Annotated in this window: 21 protein-coding genes; 15 read left to right on the top strand and 6 right to left on the bottom strand. The window is 68.7% G+C overall.

The window, feature by feature from the left end:
- Positions 1-11 precede the first annotated feature (11 nt).
- The 7 genes from GGQ69_RS09340 (at position 12) to GGQ69_RS09310 (ending at position 7,384) form a co-directional block, all read left to right on the top strand.
- Positions 12-1,451 carry a sugar nucleotide-binding protein gene (locus GGQ69_RS09340; protein WP_370577146.1) on the top strand — a complete coding sequence of 480 codons (1,440 nt, stop codon included), beginning with the start codon at positions 12-14 and terminating at the stop codon, positions 1,449-1,451.
- A 9-nt stretch (positions 1,452-1,460) separates the two neighbouring features.
- Positions 1,461-1,811, top strand: coding sequence for a holo-ACP synthase (locus tag GGQ69_RS09335; RefSeq protein ID WP_183527457.1), 351 nt, complete (start codon positions 1,461-1,463; stop codon positions 1,809-1,811).
- Between the two features lie 27 nt (positions 1,812-1,838).
- Positions 1,839-3,350 carry an NAD(P)H-hydrate dehydratase gene (locus GGQ69_RS09330; RefSeq protein ID WP_183527455.1) on the top strand — a complete coding sequence of 504 codons (1,512 nt, stop codon included), beginning with the start codon at positions 1,839-1,841 and terminating at the stop codon, positions 3,348-3,350.
- Positions 3,351-3,508: 158 nt separating this feature from the next.
- Positions 3,509-4,789, top strand: coding sequence for an alanine racemase (alr, locus tag GGQ69_RS09325; protein WP_183527453.1), 1,281 nt, complete (start codon positions 3,509-3,511; stop codon positions 4,787-4,789).
- Positions 4,786-5,394, top strand: a complete 609-nt coding sequence (gene tsaE, locus GGQ69_RS09320; RefSeq protein ID WP_183527451.1) for a tRNA (adenosine(37)-N6)-threonylcarbamoyltransferase complex ATPase subunit type 1 TsaE — start codon at positions 4,786-4,788, stop codon at positions 5,392-5,394. The genes alr and tsaE overlap by 4 nt, the downstream gene beginning before the upstream one ends.
- Before the next feature lie 447 nt (positions 5,395-5,841).
- Positions 5,842-5,985, top strand: coding sequence for a hypothetical protein (locus GGQ69_RS09315; RefSeq protein ID WP_183527443.1), 144 nt, complete (start codon positions 5,842-5,844; stop codon positions 5,983-5,985).
- A gap of 682 nt (positions 5,986-6,667) precedes the next feature.
- Positions 6,668-7,384 (top strand): hypothetical protein, encoded by a 717-nt coding sequence (locus GGQ69_RS09310; protein WP_183527441.1) that lies wholly within the window; start codon positions 6,668-6,670, stop codon positions 7,382-7,384.
- Between the two features lie 51 nt (positions 7,385-7,435).
- On the opposite strand, the gene GGQ69_RS09305 is transcribed toward GGQ69_RS09310, so the two are convergent.
- Complete coding sequence (locus GGQ69_RS09305) at positions 7,436-8,317, bottom strand: ATP-grasp fold amidoligase family protein (RefSeq protein WP_183527438.1); 882 nt, start codon at positions 8,315-8,317, stop codon at positions 7,436-7,438.
- 9 nt (positions 8,318-8,326) lie between these two features.
- Entirely contained in the window at positions 8,327-9,652 is a 1,326-nt protein-coding gene (locus GGQ69_RS09300) for a hypothetical protein (protein WP_183527436.1), read from the bottom strand.
- 201 nt (positions 9,653-9,853) lie between these two features.
- On the opposite strand from GGQ69_RS09300, the gene GGQ69_RS09295 reads away from it, so the two are divergent.
- Entirely contained in the window at positions 9,854-11,227 is a 1,374-nt protein-coding gene (locus tag GGQ69_RS09295; RefSeq protein ID WP_183527435.1) for a nitrous oxide reductase family maturation protein NosD, read from the top strand.
- Between the two features lie 275 nt (positions 11,228-11,502).
- Here the strand turns inward: GGQ69_RS09295 and GGQ69_RS09290 are convergent, their stop codons facing one another.
- The 3 genes from GGQ69_RS09290 to GGQ69_RS09280 all read right to left on the bottom strand — a co-directional run bounded on the left by GGQ69_RS09290 (position 11,503) and on the right by GGQ69_RS09280 (position 14,058).
- A complete protein-coding gene (locus GGQ69_RS09290) occupies positions 11,503-11,913 on the bottom strand; it encodes a rhodanese-like domain-containing protein (protein WP_370577144.1) in 411 nt (136 codons plus the stop codon).
- A 24-nt stretch (positions 11,914-11,937) separates the two neighbouring features.
- The gene (locus GGQ69_RS09285) at positions 11,938-12,837 is read right to left on the bottom strand and encodes a hypothetical protein (RefSeq protein ID WP_183527433.1); all 900 of its coding nucleotides are present in this window, start codon (positions 12,835-12,837) and stop codon (positions 11,938-11,940) included.
- Positions 12,838-12,996: 159 nt separating this feature from the next.
- On the bottom strand, positions 12,997-14,058 hold the full coding sequence (locus GGQ69_RS09280) for a serine hydrolase domain-containing protein (RefSeq protein WP_183527431.1): 1,062 nt from the start codon (positions 14,056-14,058) through the stop codon (positions 12,997-12,999).
- A gap of 110 nt (positions 14,059-14,168) precedes the next feature.
- Here GGQ69_RS09280 and tsaB point away from each other — a divergent pair, with 110 nt between their 5' ends.
- Positions 14,169-14,861, top strand: coding sequence for a tRNA (adenosine(37)-N6)-threonylcarbamoyltransferase complex dimerization subunit type 1 TsaB (gene tsaB / locus GGQ69_RS09275; RefSeq protein WP_370577143.1), 693 nt, complete (start codon positions 14,169-14,171; stop codon positions 14,859-14,861).
- Positions 14,862-14,949: 88 nt separating this feature from the next.
- Here the strand turns inward: tsaB and GGQ69_RS09270 are convergent, their stop codons facing one another.
- Positions 14,950-15,246 (bottom strand): hypothetical protein, encoded by a 297-nt coding sequence (locus GGQ69_RS09270; RefSeq protein WP_183527429.1) that lies wholly within the window; start codon positions 15,244-15,246, stop codon positions 14,950-14,952.
- Positions 15,247-15,351: 105 nt separating this feature from the next.
- Between GGQ69_RS09270 and GGQ69_RS09265 the strand changes: the two genes are divergently transcribed.
- From GGQ69_RS09265 to GGQ69_RS09240, 6 genes are all read left to right on the top strand, one after another.
- Complete coding sequence (locus GGQ69_RS09265; protein WP_183527427.1) at positions 15,352-16,260, top strand: uracil-DNA glycosylase; 909 nt, start codon at positions 15,352-15,354, stop codon at positions 16,258-16,260.
- A gap of 152 nt (positions 16,261-16,412) precedes the next feature.
- Positions 16,413-17,048: a hypothetical protein gene (locus tag GGQ69_RS09260; RefSeq protein ID WP_183527425.1), complete on the top strand. Its 636-nt coding sequence runs from the start codon at positions 16,413-16,415 to the stop codon at positions 17,046-17,048.
- Positions 17,049-17,201: 153 nt separating this feature from the next.
- On the top strand, positions 17,202-17,525 hold the full coding sequence (locus GGQ69_RS09255) for a DUF3072 domain-containing protein (protein WP_183527423.1): 324 nt from the start codon (positions 17,202-17,204) through the stop codon (positions 17,523-17,525).
- Between the two features lie 143 nt (positions 17,526-17,668).
- Positions 17,669-18,829: an S-layer homology domain-containing protein gene (locus tag GGQ69_RS09250; protein ID WP_221243375.1), complete on the top strand. Its 1,161-nt coding sequence runs from the start codon at positions 17,669-17,671 to the stop codon at positions 18,827-18,829.
- Positions 18,830-19,029: 200 nt separating this feature from the next.
- Entirely contained in the window at positions 19,030-20,364 is a 1,335-nt protein-coding gene (locus GGQ69_RS09245; protein WP_255459464.1) for an MFS transporter, read from the top strand.
- An 11-nt stretch (positions 20,365-20,375) separates the two neighbouring features.
- Entirely contained in the window at positions 20,376-22,451 is a 2,076-nt protein-coding gene (locus tag GGQ69_RS09240; RefSeq protein WP_183527419.1) for an acetoacetate--CoA ligase, read from the top strand.
- The last annotated feature ends 379 nt before the right edge of the window (positions 22,452-22,830 follow it).

The raw sequence follows: 22,830 nt of genomic DNA, 5'->3' as shown, positions 1-22,830 counted from the left end.
GGTTGTCGTTCGTGGAGTATTCCAAGCAGCTCACCGCTCACGCCACGCCCATTCCGGGGCTCACCCTCTTCGATGTACCCCTTCACGGAGACAATCGCGGATGGTTCAAGGAGAACTGGCAGCGGCGCAGGATGACCGAGATCGGATTACCGGATTTCGGGCCAGTGCAGAACAACATCTCCTTCAGCACCGCCCCCGGCACTACCCGAGGAATCCACGCTGAGCCCTGGGACAAGTACATTTCCGTGGCCACCGGTTCGGTTTTCGGAGCCTGGGTCGATCTGCGGCAGGGGAGTACCTTCGGGACCGTGTTCACGGCCGTCGTGGATCCGTCGATCGCGGTATTCGTACCTCGGGGCGTCGGCAATGCGTTCCAAAGTCTCGAAGACAACACTGCTTACACCTTCTTGGTCAACGAACACTGGTCTGCCGAAGCTAAGGCGCAGTACAGCTTCCTCAACCTCGCCGACGAGACGGTGGCGATCGACTGGCCCATTCCCCTGGACCAGGCCGAGCTTTCAACCAAAGACCGGGACCATCCTCGACTGGCCGATGTCATGCCCATGTCTCCCGCTCGGCTCCTCGTGCTCGGAGCCACGGGACAGTTGGGGCGTGAGCTGAAGCGCCAGCTGGCCAACCGGCCGGGGATCGAGTTCCTGGGACGTGACCGCTTCGATCTGGCGGATCCTGCCGCCGTGGGGGCCGTTGACTGGCGCCAGGTCGGCACCGTAGTCAACGCGGCCGCCTACACCGCGGTGGACGAGGCTGATACGACCGACGGTGGCCGGGCCGCGTGGGCGGCCAACGCCGAGGGCGTCGCGCGGTTGGCCTCTGCCTGCGCCCAGCACCACGTAACCCTCATCCACGTGTCCACCGACCACGTCTTCGACGGCACGAAGGACGGCGCGTACACCGAGGCTGACGCGCTCTGTCCGGCTAACGCCTACGGAACCTCCAAGGCCGCCGGTGACTTGGCCGTAGGGATCGTGCCCAAGCACTACCTGCTGCGGGCGTCCCGAGTGATCGGGGAGGGGGAGAACTTCGTGCGGACCACGCACTCCCTGGCCGCGCAGGGCGAGCGCGCCACCGTCGTCGCCGACCAGTTCGGTCGACTGACCTTCACTGAGGACTTGGTGGCAGCCATCGTGCATTTGCGCAACAGTGGGGCGCCCTACGGGACCTACAACGTCACCAACGCCGGCGCCCCCGCATCCTGGGCTGACGTCGCACGACGTGTCTACGAACGGTCGGGCCGTCCAGCGTCCGACGTCATGGAGACCACCACTGATGCATACGCTGCAGGTATACGGGCCGCCCCGCGGCCCCTGAACTCCGTGTTGGACTTGTCCAAGCTCGAGGCCACCGGATTCACACCGCGCGACCAATGGGAGGTCCTGGACGCGTATCTGGGCGTGCGCGCCGCCGAAATCGACTCATTACCGTCTCGGTAGGATGAACAGATGATCATCGGCATCGGTGTGGACGTGGTAGAAGTGTCCCGGTTCGAGGGCCAGTTGGCCAAGGCACCCGGCCTGCGCGAGCGGCTCTTCACTCCGTCCGAGCGCGAGCTCAACGTCCGCTCCCTCGCCGCGCGCTTCGCGGCGAAGGAAGCCATTGCCAAGGCCCTCGGCGCCCCGGCCGGCATGAACTGGCAGCACTGCCGGATCGACGTCGATGCCGCCGGAGCACCCCACGTGGTGACCACCGGCACCGTCGCTGAGGTGGCCGCCGCCCGGGGAGTGGAGACCTGGCACCTGTCGCTCAGCCATGACGGTGACATCGCCACGGCGATGGTCGTCGCCGAGGGCTGAGATCCACCCCGACCGAGGAGGGTTGCCATGATCCAGGCCTATTCCGGCTCCGCCGTCCGGGCCGCCGAGAGACCGCTGCTCGAGACCGGCCACGGCGATGCGTTGATGAGACGCGCTGCGTGGGGGCTGGCCACGTACGTCCTGCGAGCACTGCGCGCGCGCGGACCGGCGGTCGGCGTCACGGTGGCGGCCCTCGTGGGCACGGGGAACAATGGCGGGGATGCCCTGTGGGCGCTGAGCTTCCTACGTCAGCGGGGCGTGGACGCCGTCGCCGTGCCGACGGGGGACCAAATGCACGAGGTCGGGCTCGACGCACTGTTGCGCGCCGGTGGCCGGGTGCGGGAGCATATCCCGGTCCACGCCGTGCTCGTCATCGATGCCGTACTGGGGACCGGGGCCCGGGGCGGCTGGGAACCGGCGTCGATACCGCCGGTGCCGCCAGGGGTCACCGTCGTCGCCTGCGACCTGCCCTCGGGCGTGGACGCGGATACCGGACACGTCGCCGGGGGAGTGATCCTCGCGGACCTGACCGTCACCTTCGGTGCCCTCAAGACCGGACTGCTCATCGGTGCCGGGGCGCACGCCGCCGGCCGGGTGGAACTCGTCGACATCGGGCTGGGACCGTACCTGGGAACGCCGGACGTGTGCACGGTCGAGCGCGACGAGGCGCTCGCGGTCTTCGCGCCTCCGGCATGGGACGACTACAAGTACCGCCGCGGCGTCCTGGGGGTGTGCGCCGGCTCGGAGCGGTACCCCGGGGCCGCGGTGCTGGTCTGCCACGCGGCCGTGGCTTCGGGGCTGGGAATGGTCCAGTACGCCGGTCCGCAGCGGGCCGCAGACCTCGTCCTCGCGGCCTGTCCAGAAGTGGTGGCCGGTAACGCGGTCGAAGGGAAGGCCCGGGCATGGGTGGCCGGACCGGGACTCGGCTCCGACGACGATGCGCGCTCGCGTCTGGCCGAGGTCGTCGAGGCCTGTGTGGACGATGCGTTGCCGCTGGTGCTCGATGCCTCCGCGCTGGACCTGGTCACCCTGGAGGACCTGGACCGGCTACGCGCCGCCGGAGCCACCATCGTGCTGACTCCGCACGAGGGGGAGTTGCGACGCCTGGTAAGCCGGCTCGCCCCCGATATGAACGTCTCTTTCGCTGCAGTGGCCGGATGGGATCCCGTGACCGCCGCGCGGCGGACGGCAAAGGAACTGGGCGTCGTCGTGCTCCTCAAGGGGCCGACGACCGTCTGTGCGGCACCCGATGGGCGCACGGTGGTCCAGAACGAGGGTGGCCCCGAACTGGCGACGGCCGGCAGCGGGGACACCCTGGCCGGCCTCGTCGGTTCTGCCCTGGCGCGGACAGAGCACCACGGCCCGATCGCCACGGCGGAGAAGGTGGCCGCTGCGGCATGGCTGCACGGCATGGCCGGGCAGCGCTCCGCAGTTCAGGGGCCCTTCGGAGCCTCAGCCTTGGCAGATGTCGTGCGCGACGTCATGGCGTCTGGCAAAGAACCGGCGACCGGAAACACACTGTCCGCACCCGGCGTTTAGGTCATTGTCCGGCAGCTCCGGCAGCTGCAACGGGTACCCACGACGTCCAGGGGACCACTGTGTCTCCACCAGCCAGGCACCCGTTCGGCACGCGTCCGGAGCGTACGCGCACACCCACCATGGTGCACTCAGAGTGTGATGGAAGAATAGGGACCATCATGTCTTCTGTCAGCGACGCCATCACCGACTTCCACACCCCGCCGGCCCTGCATCCAGCGGATAGCACCGGACCTACCGGTCCGGCTGGATCCGCCACATTAACCGGGCCCTCTCTCCCCGCTGAGCGGGCCGCCGTCGTGGACCTGGCCGCGATCCGGCACAACGTGGCCCAACTGCGGTCCTGGGTCCAGCCGTCCGTTCTGATGGCCGTGGTCAAGGCCGACGGTTACGGACACGGTGCGGTGCCCGTAGCCCGCGCAGCCGTGGAGGCCGGGGCCACCTGGCTCGGGGTGGCACACGTGTCCGAGGCGCTGGAACTGCGGGCCGCCGGGCTCAGTGCGCCGACGCTGGCCTGGCTGCACACCAGGGACACCCCGTTCGGGCGGGCCATCGAGGAGAACATCGACCTCGGCATCTCCGGCTGGGAGCTGGAGGCGATCGCCCAGGCCGCCCAGCGCCTGGAGCGCCCGGCACGGGTGCACCTCAAGGTGGACACCGGGCTAGGGCGGAACGGGGCGACGCTGGCCGACTGGCCGGGCGTGGTGGCCCGGGCCGCTGAGCTGCAGGAGGCCGGGGTCATCCGGGTGGTCGGGATCTTCTCCCACCTGGCCGTGGCCGACGAGGAGGATCGCGACGCCGAGACCGACGAGCAACTGGCCCTGTTCCACGGTGCCGTAGAGACCGCCAAGAGCGCCGGGCTGACCGTGGACCTGCGGCACATCGCCAACACCCCGGGCATCCTCGTGCGCCCCGATGCCCACCTGGACCTGGTCCGAGCCGGCCTGGGGATCTACGGTCTCTCCCCGTTCAGCGACCGTCCCGCCGAGGAGTTCGGGCTCATCCCGGCCATGACGGTCACCACCACGGTGGCGAACAACAAGGCCGTCGACGCCGGCCAGGGCGTCTCCTACGGGTACCGATACCACACCTCCGCCCCCACACGGCTGGCCCTCGTCCCGCTGGGGTACGGGGACGGGGTGCCGCGGACGGCGATCGCCGCCCCCGTGTCCATCGGTGGCCAGCGGTACGAGGTGGCCGGGCGGATCGCCATGGACCAGTTCGTGGTGGACCTGCGGACCGAGGACGCCTCCGTGGCGCCTATCGGGGCCCGAGTGGACCTGTTCGGCCCGGAGTCCGGGATCGCCGCCGACGAGTGGGCCGCCGCGGCCGGGACAATCAACTACGAACTCGTGACCCGCATCGGTGCCCGGGTCCCGAGGATTCACGTGGACACGGATCCGGGCGTGGACGCGGGGATCCCCACGGGGGAGAGCCGGTGAGGTCCGTCCACGTGCCGGCGCCGCAACCGGTGGCCCGGTTCGAGGTGGCGTTAGACGGAGCCGCCTCGACGCAGGCATGGGCCGCGCAGTTGGCCCGGCGGCTGCGGGCCGGTGACGTGGTGATCCTGACCGGGGAGCTCGGGGCCGGCAAGACGACCTTCACCCAGGGCCTCGGGGCGGGACTCGACGTGCGGGAGGGCATCATCTCCCCGACGTTCGTGCTCTCCCGGATCCACCCGTCCCGGGAGGACGGACCCGACCTGGTGCACGTGGATGCCTACCGGCTCGCATCCGCCGGGGAGCTGTCCGACCTGGACCTGGACACGACCGTGGACCGGTCGGTGACGGTCGTGGAGTGGGGGAGGGGACTGGCGGAGTCCCTGGCCGGCTGGCCGGATGACCCGGAGGCGTCCTGGCTGGACATCGAGCTGGTGCGTGCCACCGGCGGGGGAACGAGCGGTGGCGAAGGCGTCCGCGCCGACGCCGAGGCCGGCACCATCATCACCGACTTCTCCGACGAGGACGGCGCCGGCCAGGACGAGGCACGCACCGCCGTCGTCCTCGCCTATGGACCCCGCTGGGCCTCCGCGGCACTGCCCAACTGACAACCCTTCTTGGTCCCATGCTGTGAAAGTGTCGTGAAGGCCCTGGACACGGGGCACCAAGAGGTCAACGAGTATGGCCCTCGCATGTTCCCCGTGGCGTCCGTGCGTAGGTTCCTCGGCAAGCAGGAAACCCTGATGCCACGGAGGCGAAGAAGACCATGGGTCAACTCAACGGCAGGACCACGGCGATCTGCACGTGCATCCGCGACACACGAGAACCCCGGGTGGTGGCCGTGCTGGATCCCCAGTGCCCCCGATGCGCCGCAGGACGCTCCACGACACATACCGTCGTATGCGATGGATGTTGAGCAGATCTCTAGCCCGTGAACGGCGGCGCTCGCTAGACTCGCGTTCAGGTAACCCTGCGGCCATCCCCAAGAAACGCCGCGCCGGTTCCCGTCTCATACGCACGTGCGGATTTCCGCTGATCTCTTCGGAGGGGCCTTCATGAACAACTCTCAAAGCCGTACCCACTATCGGACCGTCTACGGATCGAACCCCAAGCGCCTGGAGGCCGGGACGGCCGTTGGGATCGCCCTGGTGCTCCTGGTCCTGGCGGCGTTCTTCTTCTTCCTGATGTTCATGCAGTAATCCGCGAGCACTCATACGCTGCCGCGGAGCGCTCGCGGCCGGGCCTGTCGGTCACATGCGGACGTCGAAGTCTCCGTAGGTGACCGGCAGGCCGTTCTGCTGCCAGGCCTCGAAACCGCCGTCGATGTCCGCGACCTGGTGCAGTCCCATCTGGCGCAGGTTCCACTCCGCCAAAGGGCTCGTAGCCGTGCGGGCAGGAATGCACGCAGCGGGTGCCCCAAGTGCCAGCCCTTGGAGAGACTATTGCGCAATTCTAGGGACGAGTCGCCAGGGACTCACGCTCAGTTGATGACGACAGCGCACGGGATGCGGGTGGCTTGACGCACTTTTCCTGGCGAAATCTACGATGGAAAACATATATCTCGATCGGAGAACAATCGATACCGGTGAGGAACTTTGCAGTTTTACGGTCGCATAATCGATCGGAAGAACCGCCGCACATGTTCTGGACTAATCGCCGCGAGTGTGCAGGCCGTCAACCCCGGGGGCGCGGCGCGTCCCGCCGTCGAGGCGGCCATCAGTGACAAGACCACGGTCACCCCGTCTATGTCTGCGGCGCTGGCCGCCGTGTCCCCGACCGCCGCATCCCTGGCAGTAGCCACCGTGGCGCGGGCCAAACAGAACCCCCTGTCGATGCTGACCCCTGTCTGGCACCCCGACCGTGCACGTCGGTTCGATCCTCATGGAATCCCGCGCCAAGTTGCCCCTTGTCGTCATCAACGACTGGGGCTCCAAGCCCTTCCTGGACACCAGTTACCCCGCGCTGAAGGCGTTGGGCGTTCCGGTGACGTGGGCCGTCCGGCCTAACCGGCTGGGCACGGGCACCTACCCGGCTAACCACATCAGTCTGGCCGAGGCGCGGACCCTGGCGAACGAGAACGGCAACGTCATCTCGTTCCACTCCTTCGATGGACAGGCCACGTCCGGGATGACCGCCGAAGAGATCCGGGTGAAGAACCTGTCCGCCCTGGCCTCCCTACACGCCCAAGGACTGTTCGGGCGGGGCTCCACCCACGGGGCCGCATGGACGCAGAACGAAGCGCCCAACGCGCCCGCCGTCGCCCCCTACCTCGCCGTGGGGCAGACCAACGCCAGTTCGTCTACGCTCACCCCGTGGCCGCCACTGGAACGGCTCTACATCCCGCGCATCATAATGAACGGCAAGACCCCGGCGCAGATGGATGAGCGCTTCCAGCAGATGAAAAACACCGGCGAGGGCGGCTTGTTCTACACGCATGGCGTTCTTCCCGCCTCGGAACCGAACCACTCGTCCCAAGCCGAGTGGGATTACTCCGTGTTTAACGTGCAGGCCGGGATCACTGAGGGGTGGCTGGAGCCGACCACGCTGGCGACCCTGATGGAACGTGAGCGCGTCGAAATGCCTGCCGAACCGCTCTGACCGGCACGCTGGCTACAGGCGATCGGCTACGACAAGACTGGCCGTAGCCGATCACCTAACCTCCGCAAGCGGAGGTAATGTCCACCAATCTCCGAGCATCCGGTCAAAGGAGCTGTCCGAAAACTTCCCCATTCCCCCGGTGGGATACGGGGTTAGTTCGCCGAAGAAGATTCCATCCGGGGCGTCGTAGAGGTCCACCCGAACGAAGTCGTAATCGGCACCAATCTCAGAAGCGACCCGCAGCATCTCATCGAGCCGATCCGGACGCGGCATCACAGCACCCAGTGTCTTGCCTCCCTGAGTAACCTCATACGGCACCCAATCCGGGCTATAGAACCGACGCTGTACCTGGGAGAACCGGGGCGTGTCGATCTGGACCAAGCGGACCACACCGTCGAACACGAAGAACCGCAGGTCATTCGGCGATTCGCCGTCCGGGGTAGGAATCTTCCGCTCCAGCAAGAACCCCGGCTCGGCCTGCCCGTACCCCCACACCCCCTGAACCCGGTAGTGGTCCATGTGCCGCCATCCGGAGATGCTTTCGGGGGTTACGCCAGACTCACGGAGAGATCCGGAGCCGAAGGCCACATACCCGGAACCTTCTCGGGGCTTGAACACCCAGTCACAGCCCCAGTCCCTGTCCAGTATGGGCGTCATGTCCGGGCCGGACCACAGCGTCTCGGGGATGCGCACCGAAGACTTCCGGGCCGCGTATTCCTTCATGGCGATCTTGTCCCCACCAATAGCGATGAGTTCTCTCCGGTCATGCAGGATGCGCCACTGGATCTTGTCCAGGAAAGTGACTGGTTTCCTTGGAATGAGCCTGTTGAACTGCCGGAAGTAGAGGACCTGTCTCTTGATGGGTATTGGAACGTGAGGCATCACCTTCCGGCCAAGGGGCTTTAGGACACGGTCAATCTGGGGCGAGGTCATGACCCGATTCTAGGGTGCCTCCATCGCGTGCCGCCCATGTGTGTACCTCACCGGCAAAGAAGGCCGTATGGGGGGGCAGCGCTGCATGGTGGCGACTCTGCCGGGAAGGACCGGCGAAGCGGATATCGGTTGCCCGTCAACTTCATGTCGGGCGTTGTCCACAGTTTGAGCGAACTGGGCGAAGCATAGAGCCACAATCATGGCCCCACTGAAGCCCACGAAGAATCCGGTCGGCTCTAGCAAGGCGGCAACCAGTGCCACGGCTGCGATCATCCTGAACACTACGGGCACCCGCGCCGGGGCGAGGAACATCGTGTAGGCCAGGAGGACGCACACCACGCTGGTTGCCATCAACCCGAACGGGCCAACGTCCACCCCCGAGGTCAACGGTGCTATGTGCGGTCTGAGCAGGTGCCGAATCGACGGGTCAACGCCGAGAGGCCCACCAGCCCAGAACGCATCCCAAGAGGCCGAGTTCAGGGCGGACCGCCCCGTGGTCAGATCCGAGGCTGTCTGCACGTTAGAACGCAGCACATGGTCCGACAGGGCGGAGAATGCCCCACTGAAGTACAGGACGGGCGGGACGACGAGCAGCAACCCGAAGCCGAGCAAAGGACGTCGACGCAAGAGGGTGAAGACCAGAATGGCCAACGCTGCGAGAAGACCAGCCACACCGCCCCGGCCTTGCGACAAGAACAGGGCCGCCCCGAGCGCCACGGCCAACGCGACCCGCAGCAACACGCGCCGCTTGGCCCACGCCCAAGGGGTGATGACCACGCACAGGGCCACAGCCAGGAAAGGGGCCACCTTGGTACTGCCAAAGCTGAACCCTGAGTACCGGAACCCGTACTCACTGGGGACACCCAAATACGGCAACCCGTTGGCTTGGAAGATGATGTCGATGGCGCTGAGGGTGCAACCGGCCACAAACCCGAGCATGAGCCAGCATTGGTGCGCCATCCCCCGGACCACCAGGAAGGCCACCAGAGGTGAGATAAACGCCACGACCCCTGTAAACAGGCTGCCGCCGAGGAATACCGCTTTGGCGATTGCTAGAGCGCCCGCAGTAGTCAGTAGGAACGTGACCCACCCGAGTAGCGGGTTGGGCCTCGACTCACGCGGCCGGGACAGACTGGCCACCACGATCACCAGGGCCAGCCCATAGCGGAGCACATCGAACAGGACGGGCGGAACACCGCCCATCGTGTCGATGGGCAACACCAGCCCGAGCAGGAAGAACGGCACTAAGGAAACGTCGCGCCGCTTGGTCTCATGTGTCCTGTTCCGGTGGATTCTCCCCTTGTGGTCCACGGAATACAGAGCCTTTGATGTCACTCGGCCATCGTACCGACGACAGCGACCTGACCTATCATCGGGAATACCGACAGCTCGTCGACCCGGATAGAGTGTGTTGCTGCTCCGGGGGCCAGGAAAGCAAGCGGAAGTTAGGTGCGGACGAGGCGTATTCGGCGCCGCTGGCGCTGCCTATATTCGTCCCACGAGGGGGCCCATCGTCAGAGCGGGCGTGAACCGATAATGAGCACCGAAGAGCGCACTCCTCCCAGCAGGCGGGCTTTCCTGATGGCTACTACCGGTGCCTTGGCCACGGGTGCTTTAGCAGTCACCGTAGCAGCGACCTGGAACGATAGTAAGCACATGTCCCTCCAATCGGTTGTCGATGCAGCGCGGGCGGGTGACACTGTGGAGATCAGCAGAGGCTGGCTCATCGGCACACCCGTCGTAGTTAACAAGGCACTCACCATCCGGTGCGTACGCGGCGGCTCCGTAACAACGACAAAAGACGTCCACGCCTTCGACGTGATGGCGTCGAGCGTGCGTTTCGAGCAGGTCGCCCTTAGAGGTGTCGCCGAGAGTCGTGGTGACAAGCAGGCGGCCATCCGAGTCACCGGGACGCTGAAAGCACCCATCAAGGGTCTGCGGATCCTACGTTGCATCATCGTCGGTTTCGCCAAGAACGGCATAGAGGCTCACCACGTCCACAGCCCTCTAATCGAGGCCAACACCATCGAGCGGGCCGCTTACGGCGGCATCATGATCTTCTCGGGCAAGGGCGGGAGGATCGCGGGCAACACCATCCGCAACGTGACCATGCGAACCCTTAAGAACGCATACGGCATTGCACTGACTCGCATGTACAACCAGCCCTTGGCACAGGCTCCCCACACCTCGGGCACTATCGTGACCGGCAACCTGGTCGATGGTGTCCCGGGGTGGGAAGGCATTGACACCCATGCGGGTAGGGACATCAGCATCCTCAACAACACTGTGCGGAACTGCCGAGTAGGAATCGCCGTGGTGCCCGGCCGCAACCCCGCCGGCGTGTACGTCTATGCACCCACCGGCATCCGAGTCATCGGCAACACCATCGACTCCACGGTCACGGACGGTTCACGCAGACCGGGCATCCAAGTGATTGGAGCCACGAGCAGCACGGGAAAGGTCAATCAGTACGCATCAGCGGAGGTCGCCAGCAACACTGTGACCGGCCACGGAACGCAGAACACCGGCAACCAAAGTGGCATCCACATTGAAGCCACCCGACAAACGACGGTGCGGAGCAACAAACTCATCAGCTGCTCGCCCAATGGAATCCACGCCTACCACAGCAATGAGGGCTTAGTGATCGAGAAGAACACCTTCACCGACACCTGGAGCCAGAACCAAGACTTCGCTGCATGCGTCTACATCTCGGGCACAGCACAAAGCTTAACCGTGCGTGAGAACAAGGCGATCCGGGGCAAGAAGAAGGCCAAGCTGGTCAACGAGCGGGGACTGTTCGTCCGCGCCGAAGCCAAGCGACCGGGAACGACCGTGACAGCCTCCGGCAACAGCTTCACGGCATGCGTGAAACCCATAGTGGACGCGAGCAAATCACAGAAGCTGACCTAGAACAGCGCCAACTAATCAGATCCACTGAGGCCTCGCCATCGTGCGGGGCCTCACCCATGACCGGCCTCATCACCAAATTAGTACTGTCGGCATGACCAATCACAGAGTCCGTTCGGTTACTCAGAGAAGCGTCTGAATACGTTCCTTGGCTCGGGTAGCTGAAGACTGGCAGACGGCACCTCCGGACGTGAACTTAAGAACGCGCCACTAAGAATTGACGATGACAGTCAAGGTCGTAAACCGATGTCGAGAATAGTGATTCTGGGAGTGCGGGCCTAAGCTCGGACGTTGAAGTCTCCGTAGGTGACCGGCAGGCCGTTCTGCTGCCAGGCCTCGAAGCCGCCGTCGATGTCCGTGGCGTGGTGCAGTCCCATCTGGCGCAGGTTCCACGCCGCCAGGGATGACGCGTAACCGTGCCGGCAGAACAGCACGTAGCGGGTGTCCCAGCGGGTTGCCTCCGGGATCCGGAACTCGAAGCCGGGATCGAGCCGCCAGGGCAGCACGGTCAGATCGATCACGAGGGCGCCCGGGATGCCCGGGGCCTCGGCGCGATGGGTCTCGGTGCGCAGGTCGATCAGCACCGCGCCCCGTTGCTGTTCCGCCAGGGCGGCCATGGGGGAGAGGCGGTCCAGGCCGGCGCGCACGCGGCGCAGCAGGCCCATCGAGCCGTTCGGGTCAGTCTCCACACCGCGATCCTAGGGGGTGACGGCTTACCCCGGGCGGGACCGCACCCAGCCGAGTTCGCTCAGGTGCTCGTGCACCAGGCGGGCGACGGCCGCCTCGGCCGCGGCATTCAGGTGCGCGCTGTCCCGGGACAGCGACGGCGGCTTGTTCCCCATCGCCTGCTCCTGCCGGTCGGCCGGCGTCGGGCTGATTCCTGCGTACCTCCACACCTCCGGCGAGGCGAGGAAACCACCCAGGTCGAGGAACTGCCGGCCGAACTCGGTGCGGGCCGCCGCGTTGTAGGCCGTGACCCCGTCCCGGAGCGCCGATCCGGAGCGCGGAGTGTGCGTGTTGACGAAGTGGCCCATCACCAGGACGTTGACGCCGCCGTTCCAGGCCACCGCGTCCCGGGTCCACTGCAGCAGCATGCCGACGTCCCGGGTCCCACCGGCTCCGTTGAGGTTGTTCTTGCCCAGGTTCAGCAGCAGGATGGCCCCGCGCTGGCCGTGCGTGGGCCGGAATGCCGTGTCCTGCGCCGGGTGGGAGCCGAGGCGCGCCACCGTCTCCTCGGCGAGCTCACCGCCGTGGCCCCCGTTGTAGAAGGGCATGCCCCGGAACTCGGCGGCGAAGCGCGGGCCGGACAGCGCGATGGTGGAGGACCCGAACGCGTAGAGCCGCCCGTAGTCGAGGGCCACCGGGGTGCGCTGACCGGTGTGCCGGTCGGTCACCGTCGCATGCCCCCACGCGGTGGACTCCGCGGTGTAGCGCGCGGTCCCGGTCAGCGCGGTCCGTCCCGTTCCCGCAGGCTCGGGGGACACCGAGGTGAACCGGGCGTCGCCTGTCGCGGAGGGGGTCGCCTTCACCTGGACACCGGCGGAGATCACGAGGCCTGCCAGCACCGCCAGCGCGGCTCGGCGGCCCAGGGTGTTCCCAGTGGGTCTGGCCATGGTCGCCCCTCCCGTCGCCGATGCTGCTCACAACGTAAGCGGGCCGGAGGGGGAGGGAAACGGGGTCGTGTACTCGGGTGCCACTGGTGCTGGTGCCGGTGGCGGGGCTGGTCGCGCAGCGAAGGCAGGCAGGCAGGCGCCGTGCTGGGGTTCAGCGGGTCAGATCCAGGATCCACAGGGATTCAGCCAGTCCACGTAGCGCTGGATGACCGGCCAGGCGCCCTCGGAGTCGTTGGAGACGATGGTGACGGTGGTCCGGGTGGTCGGGTCGAAACGCGTGCGCACCGAGACGCCGGGGTCGTAACCCTCCAGGATCCAGCCGGGGCCGTCCTCGTCGAGCCAGAAGCCCATCCCGCAGCGCAGACCCTCGTACTCGTCGTGGTGCCGGGGGCGGGTCAGTTCCGCCACCGCCTCACGGGAGACGATCCTTCCGTCCGCCAGGGCGCGCCAGAACCTGCTGAGGTCCTCGACCGTGGTGACCGCGCCGCCGTCGCCGTTGCCGCGCACCGGCAGGTGCAGCACGTTGGTGCGCACCGAGTCGCACCGCAGGTACCCGGTGGCGGTGCCGGCGGCGGGCTCGTCCAGCCGGGGGTAGCCGGTGTTGCCCATGCCCGCGGGGGCGAGCACCCGCTCGGTGACCAGCTCGTGGAAGCTCCGACCACAGGCGCGCTCGGCGGCCAGGGCCAGGACGATGTACCCGCCGTTGTTGTAGGCGAACCGCTCTCCGGGCCGGGAGACCTGCGGGCAGTCCAGCACCTGCAGGAATCCCTCGGTCTCGGCCAGGGTGTGCGTGGGGACGGGCAGCACGTAGTCGGTGACCTCCCAGTCGGCCGACTCGTCCAGGTAGTCGCCGAGGCCCGAGGTGTGGCCGAGCAGGTGCTCCAGGGTCACGTCATCGTCGACCCCCGGCAGGTCCAGGCCGAGCATGGGCCGCACCCTCGAGGTCCGGGACAGGGAGCCGTCCTCGACGAGGGACATGATGACCAGGGCCGTGAACGCCTTGGACACGCTCGCCACCCCGAACCGGGTCTCGGGCGTGTTCGGGATGCGCAGCACACGCTCGGCCAGCCCGTAGCCGCGGGACAGCACGGGGGAGCCGTCCACGTCGATGGAGATGGCACCGGAGAAGTTGTGGCGCAGGGCCGCCTCGTCCAGGGCGGAGGCGAGTTCCGTCAGGTCCTCGGCAGGCGTCGAGGGACCCGGAGGGGAAGGGGTTGTCACATGCTCAACTTAGTGCACGGGGGTGGTCCCGGGGAGGATACACCGCCTGTGGCGCGGGGTTTTTGCCGGAACCGCGGTGACGGGTACCGGTGCTCCGTAGACTGGACCCCGTGACCTCCGACCCCCGCCCCCTGCTCGCGATCGATGCCTCCGCGACCGCCAGCGCCGCCGTCGTGCTCTCCGGCGAGGTCCTCGCCCGCTTCTCCACCACCGAGACGAACACCCACGCCGAGGTGCTCGCGCCCGCCGTGCAGCAGGTCATGCGGGAAGCGAACGTGGCCGCGGCGGACCTCGGGGCCGTGGTGGCCGGCGTCGGGCCCGGGCCGTTCACCGGCCTGCGCGCCGGGCTGGTGACCGCCCGCTCGCTCGCCTTCGCCTGGGGGCTGGACGTGCACGGGGTGATGAGCCTGGACGCGATCGCCCACCCCGCCGCCGAGGACGCCTGGCGCCGCGGGGTGGACGAGTTCGTCGTCGCCACGGACGCCCGCCGCCGCGAGGTCTACTGGGCGCACTACTCGCACGTGGGCGGGCAGTTCCAGCGCCTCCACGGGCCCTTCGTCACCGCCCCGGCCGACGTCACCCCGCTGCCGGTCTACGGCGCCGGGGCGGGGCTGTACCCGGACGTGCTGTCCTCGGTCCCGGAGTTCCGCACCACCGTTCCGGACGCCGGCGCCCTGGGCCTGGTCGGCGAGCTCTCCCTGCGCCGCGGCCGGGGCCTGCTGCCCGTGCAGCCGCTGTACCTGCGCGAGTCCGACGCCAAGGTCCCCGGGCCGCCCAAGAGGGCGGGCACGGGGGAGCGCTGACGCCTCGAGGGCCTTACGAGCACGATGGACGGTGGTTCGCGCGGCGTGTCTCACCGTGCATCGTGATCGTAACGCCGGCGGTTCCTGCCTAGAGCTCGCGCTCGTCCACGACGTCGAAGTCGCGGAACGTGATCTCCCCGTCGACGAGTTCCCGCATCCTCCCCGCGAACTCCGCGGTCTCCGGAAGCTGCGAGTTCTCCATGGCCGACTCGTAGGAGTCGAAGAAGACGACCTCGCAGTATCGGTCCGGGTTGTCGCGGTACGTCATCCACACGGCCCGGCGCGCCGTGCGCTTGCCCTGCGTGGCCCGCTCCCACTCGGCGAGGACCTCGGCCACCTCCTCGGGCCGGGTGGTGGTGTATTCGATCAGCTGGACGAACGCCATGACGCACTCTCCTTGGACGCGATCCCCCTTCAGGGTAGGCCCGGCGGAGAGGGGTGTGAAGATCGCAGGCGCCCCGGGTGTGAGCAGTGTGATCTACTCGGGATGATGACAGCTGATCACCCCGATGAGGACCCCGGCGCTGTCCCGTCACCGGATGCGGAAGCGCTCCCGCATCCGCTGACGGGACGGCGCTTCGCCTCACCCGTGCCGCCGGGCACCGGCTGGCCGGAGGACCCCGCACTGCCCACGACGCCGGCCGCGGCCTCGGCCGACCAGGTCCGGGACCTGGCGGCATCGGCGTCCTCGCTGGCCGAGGTCGACGCGCGGGTCAGCGTGTGCCGGGCCTGCCCGCGGCTGGTCCAGTGGCGCGAGACCGTGGCCGGGGAGAAGCGAAGGGCCTTCGCCGACCAGCCGTACTGGGGCAGGCCCGTGCCCTCCTATGGGGACGAGTCCGCGCGGGTCCTCGTGGTGGGGCTCGCCCCCGCCGCCCACGGCGGCAACCGCACCGGGCGGATGTTCACCGGAGACCGCTCGGGGGACTGGCTGTTCGCAGCGCTGCACCGGGCCGGCTATGCCGAGCGGCCGACGTCCGTGATGGCCGGTGACGGTCAGCGCCTGACCGGGTTGCGCATGGTGGCCCCCGTGCACTGCGCCCCGCCGGACAACAAGCCCACCCCGGCCGAGCGGGCCGCCTGCGGGCACTGGCTGGACCGGGAACTGCAGCTGCTGACCACGGTGGAGTCGATCCTGGTGCTGGGTTCGATCGGTTGGCAGTCCCTGCACGCCGCCGTCGCCCGGATCGGCTGGGGCATGCCACGGCCGCGGGCGAAGTTCGGGCACGGGGTGCAGACGGTGTTCACCGCGCCGGGCGGTGCTGGCGGCGGGGGCGAGGGCGGTCAGGACGCGGGGGAGCGGCAGGTGCGCGTGGTCGGCTGCTACCACGTCTCCCAGCAGAACACCTTCACCGGCCGGCTCACCGAGGCGATGCTGGACGAGGTCATCCGTCTGCTGTGACGGACCTGACATCCTCTCGTGCGTGTCGCCACTCTGTGACGGTCTAGTTTCCATTAGGAAGTTCAATCGTCTCCTGCTACCGTAACTCCGGAAGCTGTCCTGACTTGGGTGGCTCTGCTTTATTGCTCCAGGACCCTTGGAGGGGGAACCACATGTCTATCGACCAGAACACGCCGAAGACCACCAATCGTCCGAGCAAGCGCCGCGGATTCAAGCCCGGCCTCGTTGCCGCCGCGCTCGCCGGCGCCCTGCTGATCCCGGCCGCCGCGGTGACCATCGCCGCCGAGCCGTGGAACCAGGCCACCGCCGCCGAGCAGACCTCGGCCAACGGCAAGGGCCAGCAGAACGGCAAGGGCAAGATGACCTCCGAGGAGGCCGAGGCCGAGCTGCGCGAGTGCCTCAAGGGCACCGACCTCTCCGAGGCCAAGAACCTGGACATCGCTACGCTCATGAAGGCCGTGCGCTGCCTCGAGCTGGTCGACAGCGTGAACGACCCCAACTCCCCGCTCACCGAGAAGGAGGTCACGCAGCTCGTCAAGCAGGGCCTGCAGGCCGTGGAGACCGCCGGTGTGGACCGCGTGCAGATCCCCGGCGTGCTGCGCGTGCTGAGCGACACGGGCCTGGTCAAGCCGCTGGCGGGCAACTCCGCCGCCGACCTGATCTCCGTGATGGCCGAGTCCAAGGTCATCGAGGACTACGCCAACGGTGAGATCCAGCGCAACCAGGCTGCCAAGCAGATCGCCGAGGTCGTCGTGGCCACCGCGGAGAAGCAGAACGCCGCCAAGTAGTCTCACACCCCGCGTGAGGCCCTGACCCGGCGTCACCTGCGAGGACTTCGATCGCCCGGTTCCGGTGGCACTGCCACCGGGGCCGGGCGATCTGTGTGTGTCCGGACTACCATGGCCAGCACCCGACGTCGTCGTCACGGAAGGAGCAGCACCATGAGCACCCAGCGTTTCCCCGATCCGGAGGACCAGGTCGCCGCCGGCGCACCCGTGGAGGCCAACGAGGCCGACATCGCCGAACAGCAGAGGGCCGCCTCCCTGGACGACGGCCAGGACACCATCGGCGCCTCCAGCACCGAGGACCCCGCCCTGGAGAAGGAGCCCGACGAGTGGGTCAGTGGGGACGACCCCATGACCCCGTCCCAGCGGTCCTACCTGGACACCCTGGCCCGGGCCGCCGGCGAGGAACTGCCGGCCAACCTCACCAAGGCCGAGGCCTCCGTGCACATCGACCGGCTCCGGCGGACCGCCGGAATGTGACGCTCTCGAACCGCCACGTCAGGGCAGGGTTCTGAAAATCGGGGTGGCGGCCTGCCGAGGGCACCGCCTAGGGTGACGAACCTGTGGCCACCCGGGCTCGGGTGGTACCGACACCAGACCTCGGACACCCGGGAGGACACACCATGGTCGCCGACCGCACCAGCACCCCGCGCCGTACCGCGCCCACCGCCTCGACCGAGGACGCCCCGCGCACCGGCCGCCGCCGTCTGGCCCGTGCCCTCACCGCCGCCGCGGCCTCCGGCGCCCTGCTCGTGCCCGCCGCCGGGGCCGCCGTCGCCGCTCCCGCCACGGACGCCCCCGCGGCGGGCTCCGAGGCCGCCTGCCTGGCCGCCTCGTTCCCCGCCGGCCAGACGTGGACCACGGCCGCCGCCGTCGACGAGTGGCTGGCCTGCGTGGGGCTGAGCAACGGGGCGGCCTACGCCGACCCGGGGATCACCCGCGGCGAGGCCGCACAGATCGCGTACCGCTCCGTCGGGGCCGATGAGCCCGCGGGCGCCTTCGTGTTCGCGGACGTCGCCCCCGGCAGCGACTCCGCCACCGCGATCACCTGGCTCGCCAATGCGGGGATCGTCCGCGGGTACGGTGACGGGGAGTTCAAGGCCGACCGCGCGATCTCCCGCGACGAGCTGGCCATCGTGCTGGTCGGGGCCGCCCTCACCGGTGCCGAGACGCCCGCCGGGGATGCGCCGGCCGCTGCGGTCGGGGACTCGAGCACGGATTCAGACGCCACCGAGGCCACCGCGGACTCTGCCGCCGCTGAGACGGCCGCGGACACGGCCGCCGCCGAGGCACCCGCCGAGGCCGCCGTCGTCGGGAACTCCGATGCGACCGCCTACAAGCGCCAGGCCGCAGCGTTCATGGAGGAGTACGGCTGCAAGGGCACCGCGCTGACCATCGTCAAGGCGACCAGCATCGACGGCGCCACCGGCGTGACCTCCGTGACCTCGGGCCAGCCCGCGTCGGTGCAGATCCGGTCCGGCCTGGACGAGTACCAGCTCGAGCACACCGCCGCGCACGAGTGCATGCACGTACTCCAGCACGCGGTCGCCGACTACGACTTCGCCACCCTGGATGCGATGCTGCAGCCGTACTACTCCGAGGACCTCGTCACGAGCTGGGGTGCCGTGGACATCTACGAGCAGAACGCCGAGTGCGCGGTGCGGTCCCTGGGCTTCCCGCAGGAGTACTCCAGCTATGACGTCGCCTGCACCGAGGCCATGCTGGACGCCGGCCAGGCCATCGCCCTCGGGCACGACCCCCGGGAGGTCGTCGCCGCCGGCTGACCGCCGGTGGACCGCCGGCTGATCACGGGTCGGCCGACGACCGATACCCGCCCGATCGCATCACCGGTCGCATTCCTGAGGACGGAATGTCGACCGGTGATGTGGATCACGCCGCCGCGCCTCTATAGCGTCCGGGTGAGACATTCCCGTTCCACCCTGGAGGACCTATGGACGTGCTGTCCGACATCCGGAAATCGCCAATGACCCCGTTCCAGGTCATGGCCGTCAGCGTTGCGCTGGCCATGATCCTGCTGGACGGGTTCGACGTGGCCGCGATGGCCTACGCCGCCCCTTCGCTGAGCGCCGAGTGGGGCGTGGAGCCCGTGATGCTGGGCTACCTGCTCAGCGCCAGCCTGTTCGGCATGGCCGCCGGCTCGATCTTCCTCACCCCGCTGGCCGACTTCATCGGCCGCCGCTGGCTGGCCGTGGGCTCCATGTTCGTCATCACCGTCGGCATGGCGCTGTCCGCGATCGCCCCGGACGCCACCTGGCTGCTCGTGGTCCGCCTGCTCACCGGCCTCGGCGTGGGCGGCATGATGGCGAACCTCAACGTCCTCGTCTCCGAGTACGCCTCCGATGCCCGCCGCGGGTCCATCATCGGCATCTACGCCGCGGGCTACCCCATCGGGGCGACCATCGGCGGCGTGGTGGCTGAGCCCATGATCGGGGCCTTCGGCTGGGAGGCCCTGTTCTGGGTGGGCGCCGCCCTCAGCGGCCTGATGTTCCTCATCGCCCTGGCCCTGCTGCCCGAATCGCTCGACTTCCTGCTGGCCCGCCGCCCCGCCGGCGCCCTCGAGCGCTCCAACCGCATCCTGGCCAGGATGGGCCGCGCCCCGCTGACGGAACTGCCCGCACTGCCGGCCACCGACGCCTCCGGCGGCGGCATCGCCCAGATCTTCCGGGGCACCGTACGCTTCCGCACCTTCATGCTCTGGATCGGCTACGCCTGCCTGGTGGCCGCCTACTACTTCGCCAACACCTGGACCCCGCAGATCATCGCGCAGGCCTCCGGCGAGGACACCCTGGGCATCCGCACCGGGACCCTGGCCAACCTGGGCGGGATCATCGGTTGCTTCATCTTCAGCGCGCTGGCCATCCGCTTCAAGTCCAACCGCCTGCTGTTCGGCGCGCTGGCCGCGGCCGCCGGTTCCTACGTCCTGTTCGGTCTCGTCTTCTCCGTGATCCCGGTGGCCATGGGCACCGCCGTGCTGTTGGGCGTGCTCACCACCGCGGGCATCGCCGGCTTCTACGCCGTGGCCCCGGGCGTGTACTCGGCCACGGCGCGCGCCACCGGTATCGGCTGGATGATCGGCATCGGCCGCCTGGTCTCGATCGCCGCCCCCATCCTGGTCGGCTACCTGATCGACGGCGGCTGGGCACCCGAGAGCATCTTCTACCTGTTCGCCATCCCGCTGCTGATCGCCGCCGCCTGCGTGGCCGCCCTCAGCCTGTCGATGAAGCGCGGTGCCGGGACCACCTCGGCCGACGCCACGGCGTCCGCCGCCGCCCCGGCCGCCGCCCGCCCCACCGCCTGAAAGGACCCGACATGACGACGACGACCACCCAGCCCGGCACCCTGCTCACGCCCGCCCCCGACCGCGCCGACTGGCACACCACCCGGATGGGCCGGTTCCTGGAGGACCTCGAGGCCCGGTACGGCCAGCGATTCGCCACCTACGACGACGCCTGGGCCTGGTCCGTGGCGAACCTCGAGGACTTCTGGAAGGAGGTGTGGCAGCACTTCGAGGTGATCACCCACGCCCCGTACACGGCCGTCCTGGAGGAGCGCACGATGCCCGGGGCACGGTGGTTCCCGGGAGCGCGGATCAACTACGCCGAGCACGTGCTGCGCAGGCTCCGCGAGCGTCCCGACGACATCATGGTCACCTCCCGGTCCCAGACCACCGGATCCGTGGAGTGGACCGGGGCGCGGCTGGAGGAGGAGATCGCCCGCATCCAGGCCGGGCTGATCGCCCGCGGCGTGGGCGTGGGCGACCGGGTGGCCGGGTACCTGCCCAACATCCCGGAGACACTGGCCGCCTACCTGGCGACGACGGCCCTCGGCGCGATCTGGTGTGCCGTGCCCCCGGAGATGGGCCCGCAGTCCGTGCTCGACCGCATCAGCCAGCTCGAGCCGACGCTGCTGATCGCGATCGACGGCTACCGCTACGGCAAGCGCGAGCTCTCCCGCGCCGACGACCTGGCCCGGATCCGGCAGTTCCTGCCCGGCACCCGGACCGTCCTGCTGCCCTACCTGGACCCGAACGCCCAGCCGCCCGAGGGCGCCGAGGGCTGGGCCGCGTTCACCGGCCGGGTCGGAACGGGCCTCGAGGCGAGGGGCGCGGGGGTGAGGGGCACGGGTCAGGCCGTGGCCGGCGTCGGGACCGGGACTGCCGTCCCGGAGGTGCACATCGAGCCGGTGCCCTTCGACCACCCGCTGATCGTGCTGTTCTCCTCCGGCACCACCGGACGGCCCAAGGCGATCGTGCACGGCCACGGAGGCATCCTGCTCGAGCACCTCAAGGCCCACGGGCTGCACTTCGGCATGAGCGAGGCCGACAACGCGTTCTGGTTCTCCACCACCGGCTGGATGGTCTGGGCCATGGGCATGTCCTCCCTGCTGCTGGGCGCCTCCGTGGTGCTCATGGACGGGGACCCGAACTGGCCGGCCGCGGACGGGGAGTGGTCCCAGTGGGCGGTGATGGCCGAGACGAAGTCCACCTACATGGGCACCGGCTCCGCCTACCTGGGGGCCTGCGCCCACGCCGGGATGCGCCCCCGCGAGCGCTGGGACCTCTCTCGGTTGCGGGAGATCCAGTGCTCGGGCTCGCCGCTGGCCGCCGACGTCGCCGGCTGGGTGCTCGACGCCGTCAACCCGGACCTGCTGCTGGCCCCCACCTCGGGCGGCACGGACATCTGCGCCGCGTTCGTCGGCGGCAGCCCGCTGACCCCGGTCTGGGCGGGGGAGATGTCCTGCCGTCCGCTCGGGGTGGTCATGGAGTCCTGGGATCCGGAGGGCCGGCCGCTGCGAGGCGAGGCCGGGGAGCTGGTCTGCACCGCGCCGATGCCCTCCATGCCGGTGTTCTTCTGGGGCGACCAGGACTTCGAGCGCTACCGGGACAGCTACTTCGGCGTCTACCCGGGCGTGTGGCGCCACGGCGACTGGCTGATGCAGACCGAGCGCGGCTCCTGGGTGATCACCGGCCGCTCGGACGCCACCCTGAACCGCGGCGGGGTGCGCCTGGGCACCGCCGAGTTCTACGCCGTGCTCGACGCCCTGCCGCAGGTCAGGGACACCATGGTGTTGCACTTCGAGGACGCCGGGGGCATGGGCAAGCTCGTCCTGCTGGCCGAACCGGAGGAGGGCGCGGACGAGGCGGCGCTGGAGCGGACCATCCGCACCACCCTGCGTACCGAGCTCTCCCCGCGCCACGTCCCGGACCACGTGGTGTTCGTCCCCGCGATCCCACGCAATCCCACCGGCAAGCGCCTGGAGATCCCGCTCAAGCGCATCATCCAGGGCGCGGTCCGCGGCGAGGTCATGGACGTGGGCATGGTCGCCCGGCCCGAACAGGTCGACGCCACGGTCAGCCGCGTCCAGCGGGCGCTGGCCGGGGCCTGACGCCCTTCAAGGTCACTTCTGGTGCGTGCCGGGCGTGGATCACGCCCGGCACGCCGCCGGCGGGGTCCTCGGCCCTTCGACGCGGTGAGGCCATGTCGACTATCCCGTCTCGAAGGCAGGAGGGGATGCACGCAATTCGGGGGTGACGCGTGCGTGACGAGTGGTTGACGAGTGCGCACCACCCTGTCGAGGGGCGAGAGCGGAAACTACGTTTGTACCGTGAGGACACGTCCACGTTCACCCCACCTCCGGTGACGATCATGAAGGAACACCCCGCGGCTCGCGCATCCTGACCGGCCGATGCGGGCACCAACCAGCACCCCGGGTCACGGATAGGCCCCGACCGGAGTGTGCGCGGCCGCCACTACCGCATGGGAGC

The sequence above is a fragment of the Micrococcus sp. TA1 genome, from assembly GCF_014199555.1.
GTDB lineage: Bacteria > Actinomycetota > Actinomycetes > Actinomycetales > Micrococcaceae > Citricoccus.
Note: the sequence above shows the minus strand (reverse complement) of the source record. Positions and strands in the feature narration are given on the sequence as shown.

Coding starts and splice junctions, on each gene's coding strand:
- GGQ69_RS09270 (WP_183527429.1), bottom strand. CDS start 15,246: ATGGCGTTCGTCCAGCTGATCGAATACACCACCACCCGGCCCGAGGAG.
- GGQ69_RS09335 (WP_183527457.1), top strand. CDS start 1,461: ATGATCATCGGCATCGGTGTGGACGTGGTAGAAGTGTCCCGGTTCGAG.
- GGQ69_RS09315 (WP_183527443.1), top strand. CDS start 5,842: ATGAACAACTCTCAAAGCCGTACCCACTATCGGACCGTCTACGGATCG.
- GGQ69_RS09310 (WP_183527441.1), top strand. CDS start 6,668: ATGGAATCCCGCGCCAAGTTGCCCCTTGTCGTCATCAACGACTGGGGC.
- GGQ69_RS09250 (WP_221243375.1), top strand. CDS start 17,669: ATGGTCGCCGACCGCACCAGCACCCCGCGCCGTACCGCGCCCACCGCC.
- GGQ69_RS09285 (WP_183527433.1), bottom strand. CDS start 12,837: ATGGCCAGACCCACTGGGAACACCCTGGGCCGCCGAGCCGCGCTGGCG.
- GGQ69_RS09265 (WP_183527427.1), top strand. CDS start 15,352: ATGACAGCTGATCACCCCGATGAGGACCCCGGCGCTGTCCCGTCACCG.
- GGQ69_RS09240 (WP_183527419.1), top strand. CDS start 20,376: ATGACGACGACGACCACCCAGCCCGGCACCCTGCTCACGCCCGCCCCC.
- alr (WP_183527453.1), top strand. CDS start 3,509: ATGTCTTCTGTCAGCGACGCCATCACCGACTTCCACACCCCGCCGGCC.
- GGQ69_RS09295 (WP_183527435.1), top strand. CDS start 9,854: ATGAGCACCGAAGAGCGCACTCCTCCCAGCAGGCGGGCTTTCCTGATG.
- GGQ69_RS09330 (WP_183527455.1), top strand. CDS start 1,839: ATGATCCAGGCCTATTCCGGCTCCGCCGTCCGGGCCGCCGAGAGACCG.
- GGQ69_RS09305 (WP_183527438.1), bottom strand. CDS start 8,317: ATGACCTCGCCCCAGATTGACCGTGTCCTAAAGCCCCTTGGCCGGAAG.
- GGQ69_RS09245 (WP_255459464.1), top strand. CDS start 19,030: ATGACCCCGTTCCAGGTCATGGCCGTCAGCGTTGCGCTGGCCATGATC.
- GGQ69_RS09260 (WP_183527425.1), top strand. CDS start 16,413: ATGTCTATCGACCAGAACACGCCGAAGACCACCAATCGTCCGAGCAAG.
- GGQ69_RS09255 (WP_183527423.1), top strand. CDS start 17,202: ATGAGCACCCAGCGTTTCCCCGATCCGGAGGACCAGGTCGCCGCCGGC.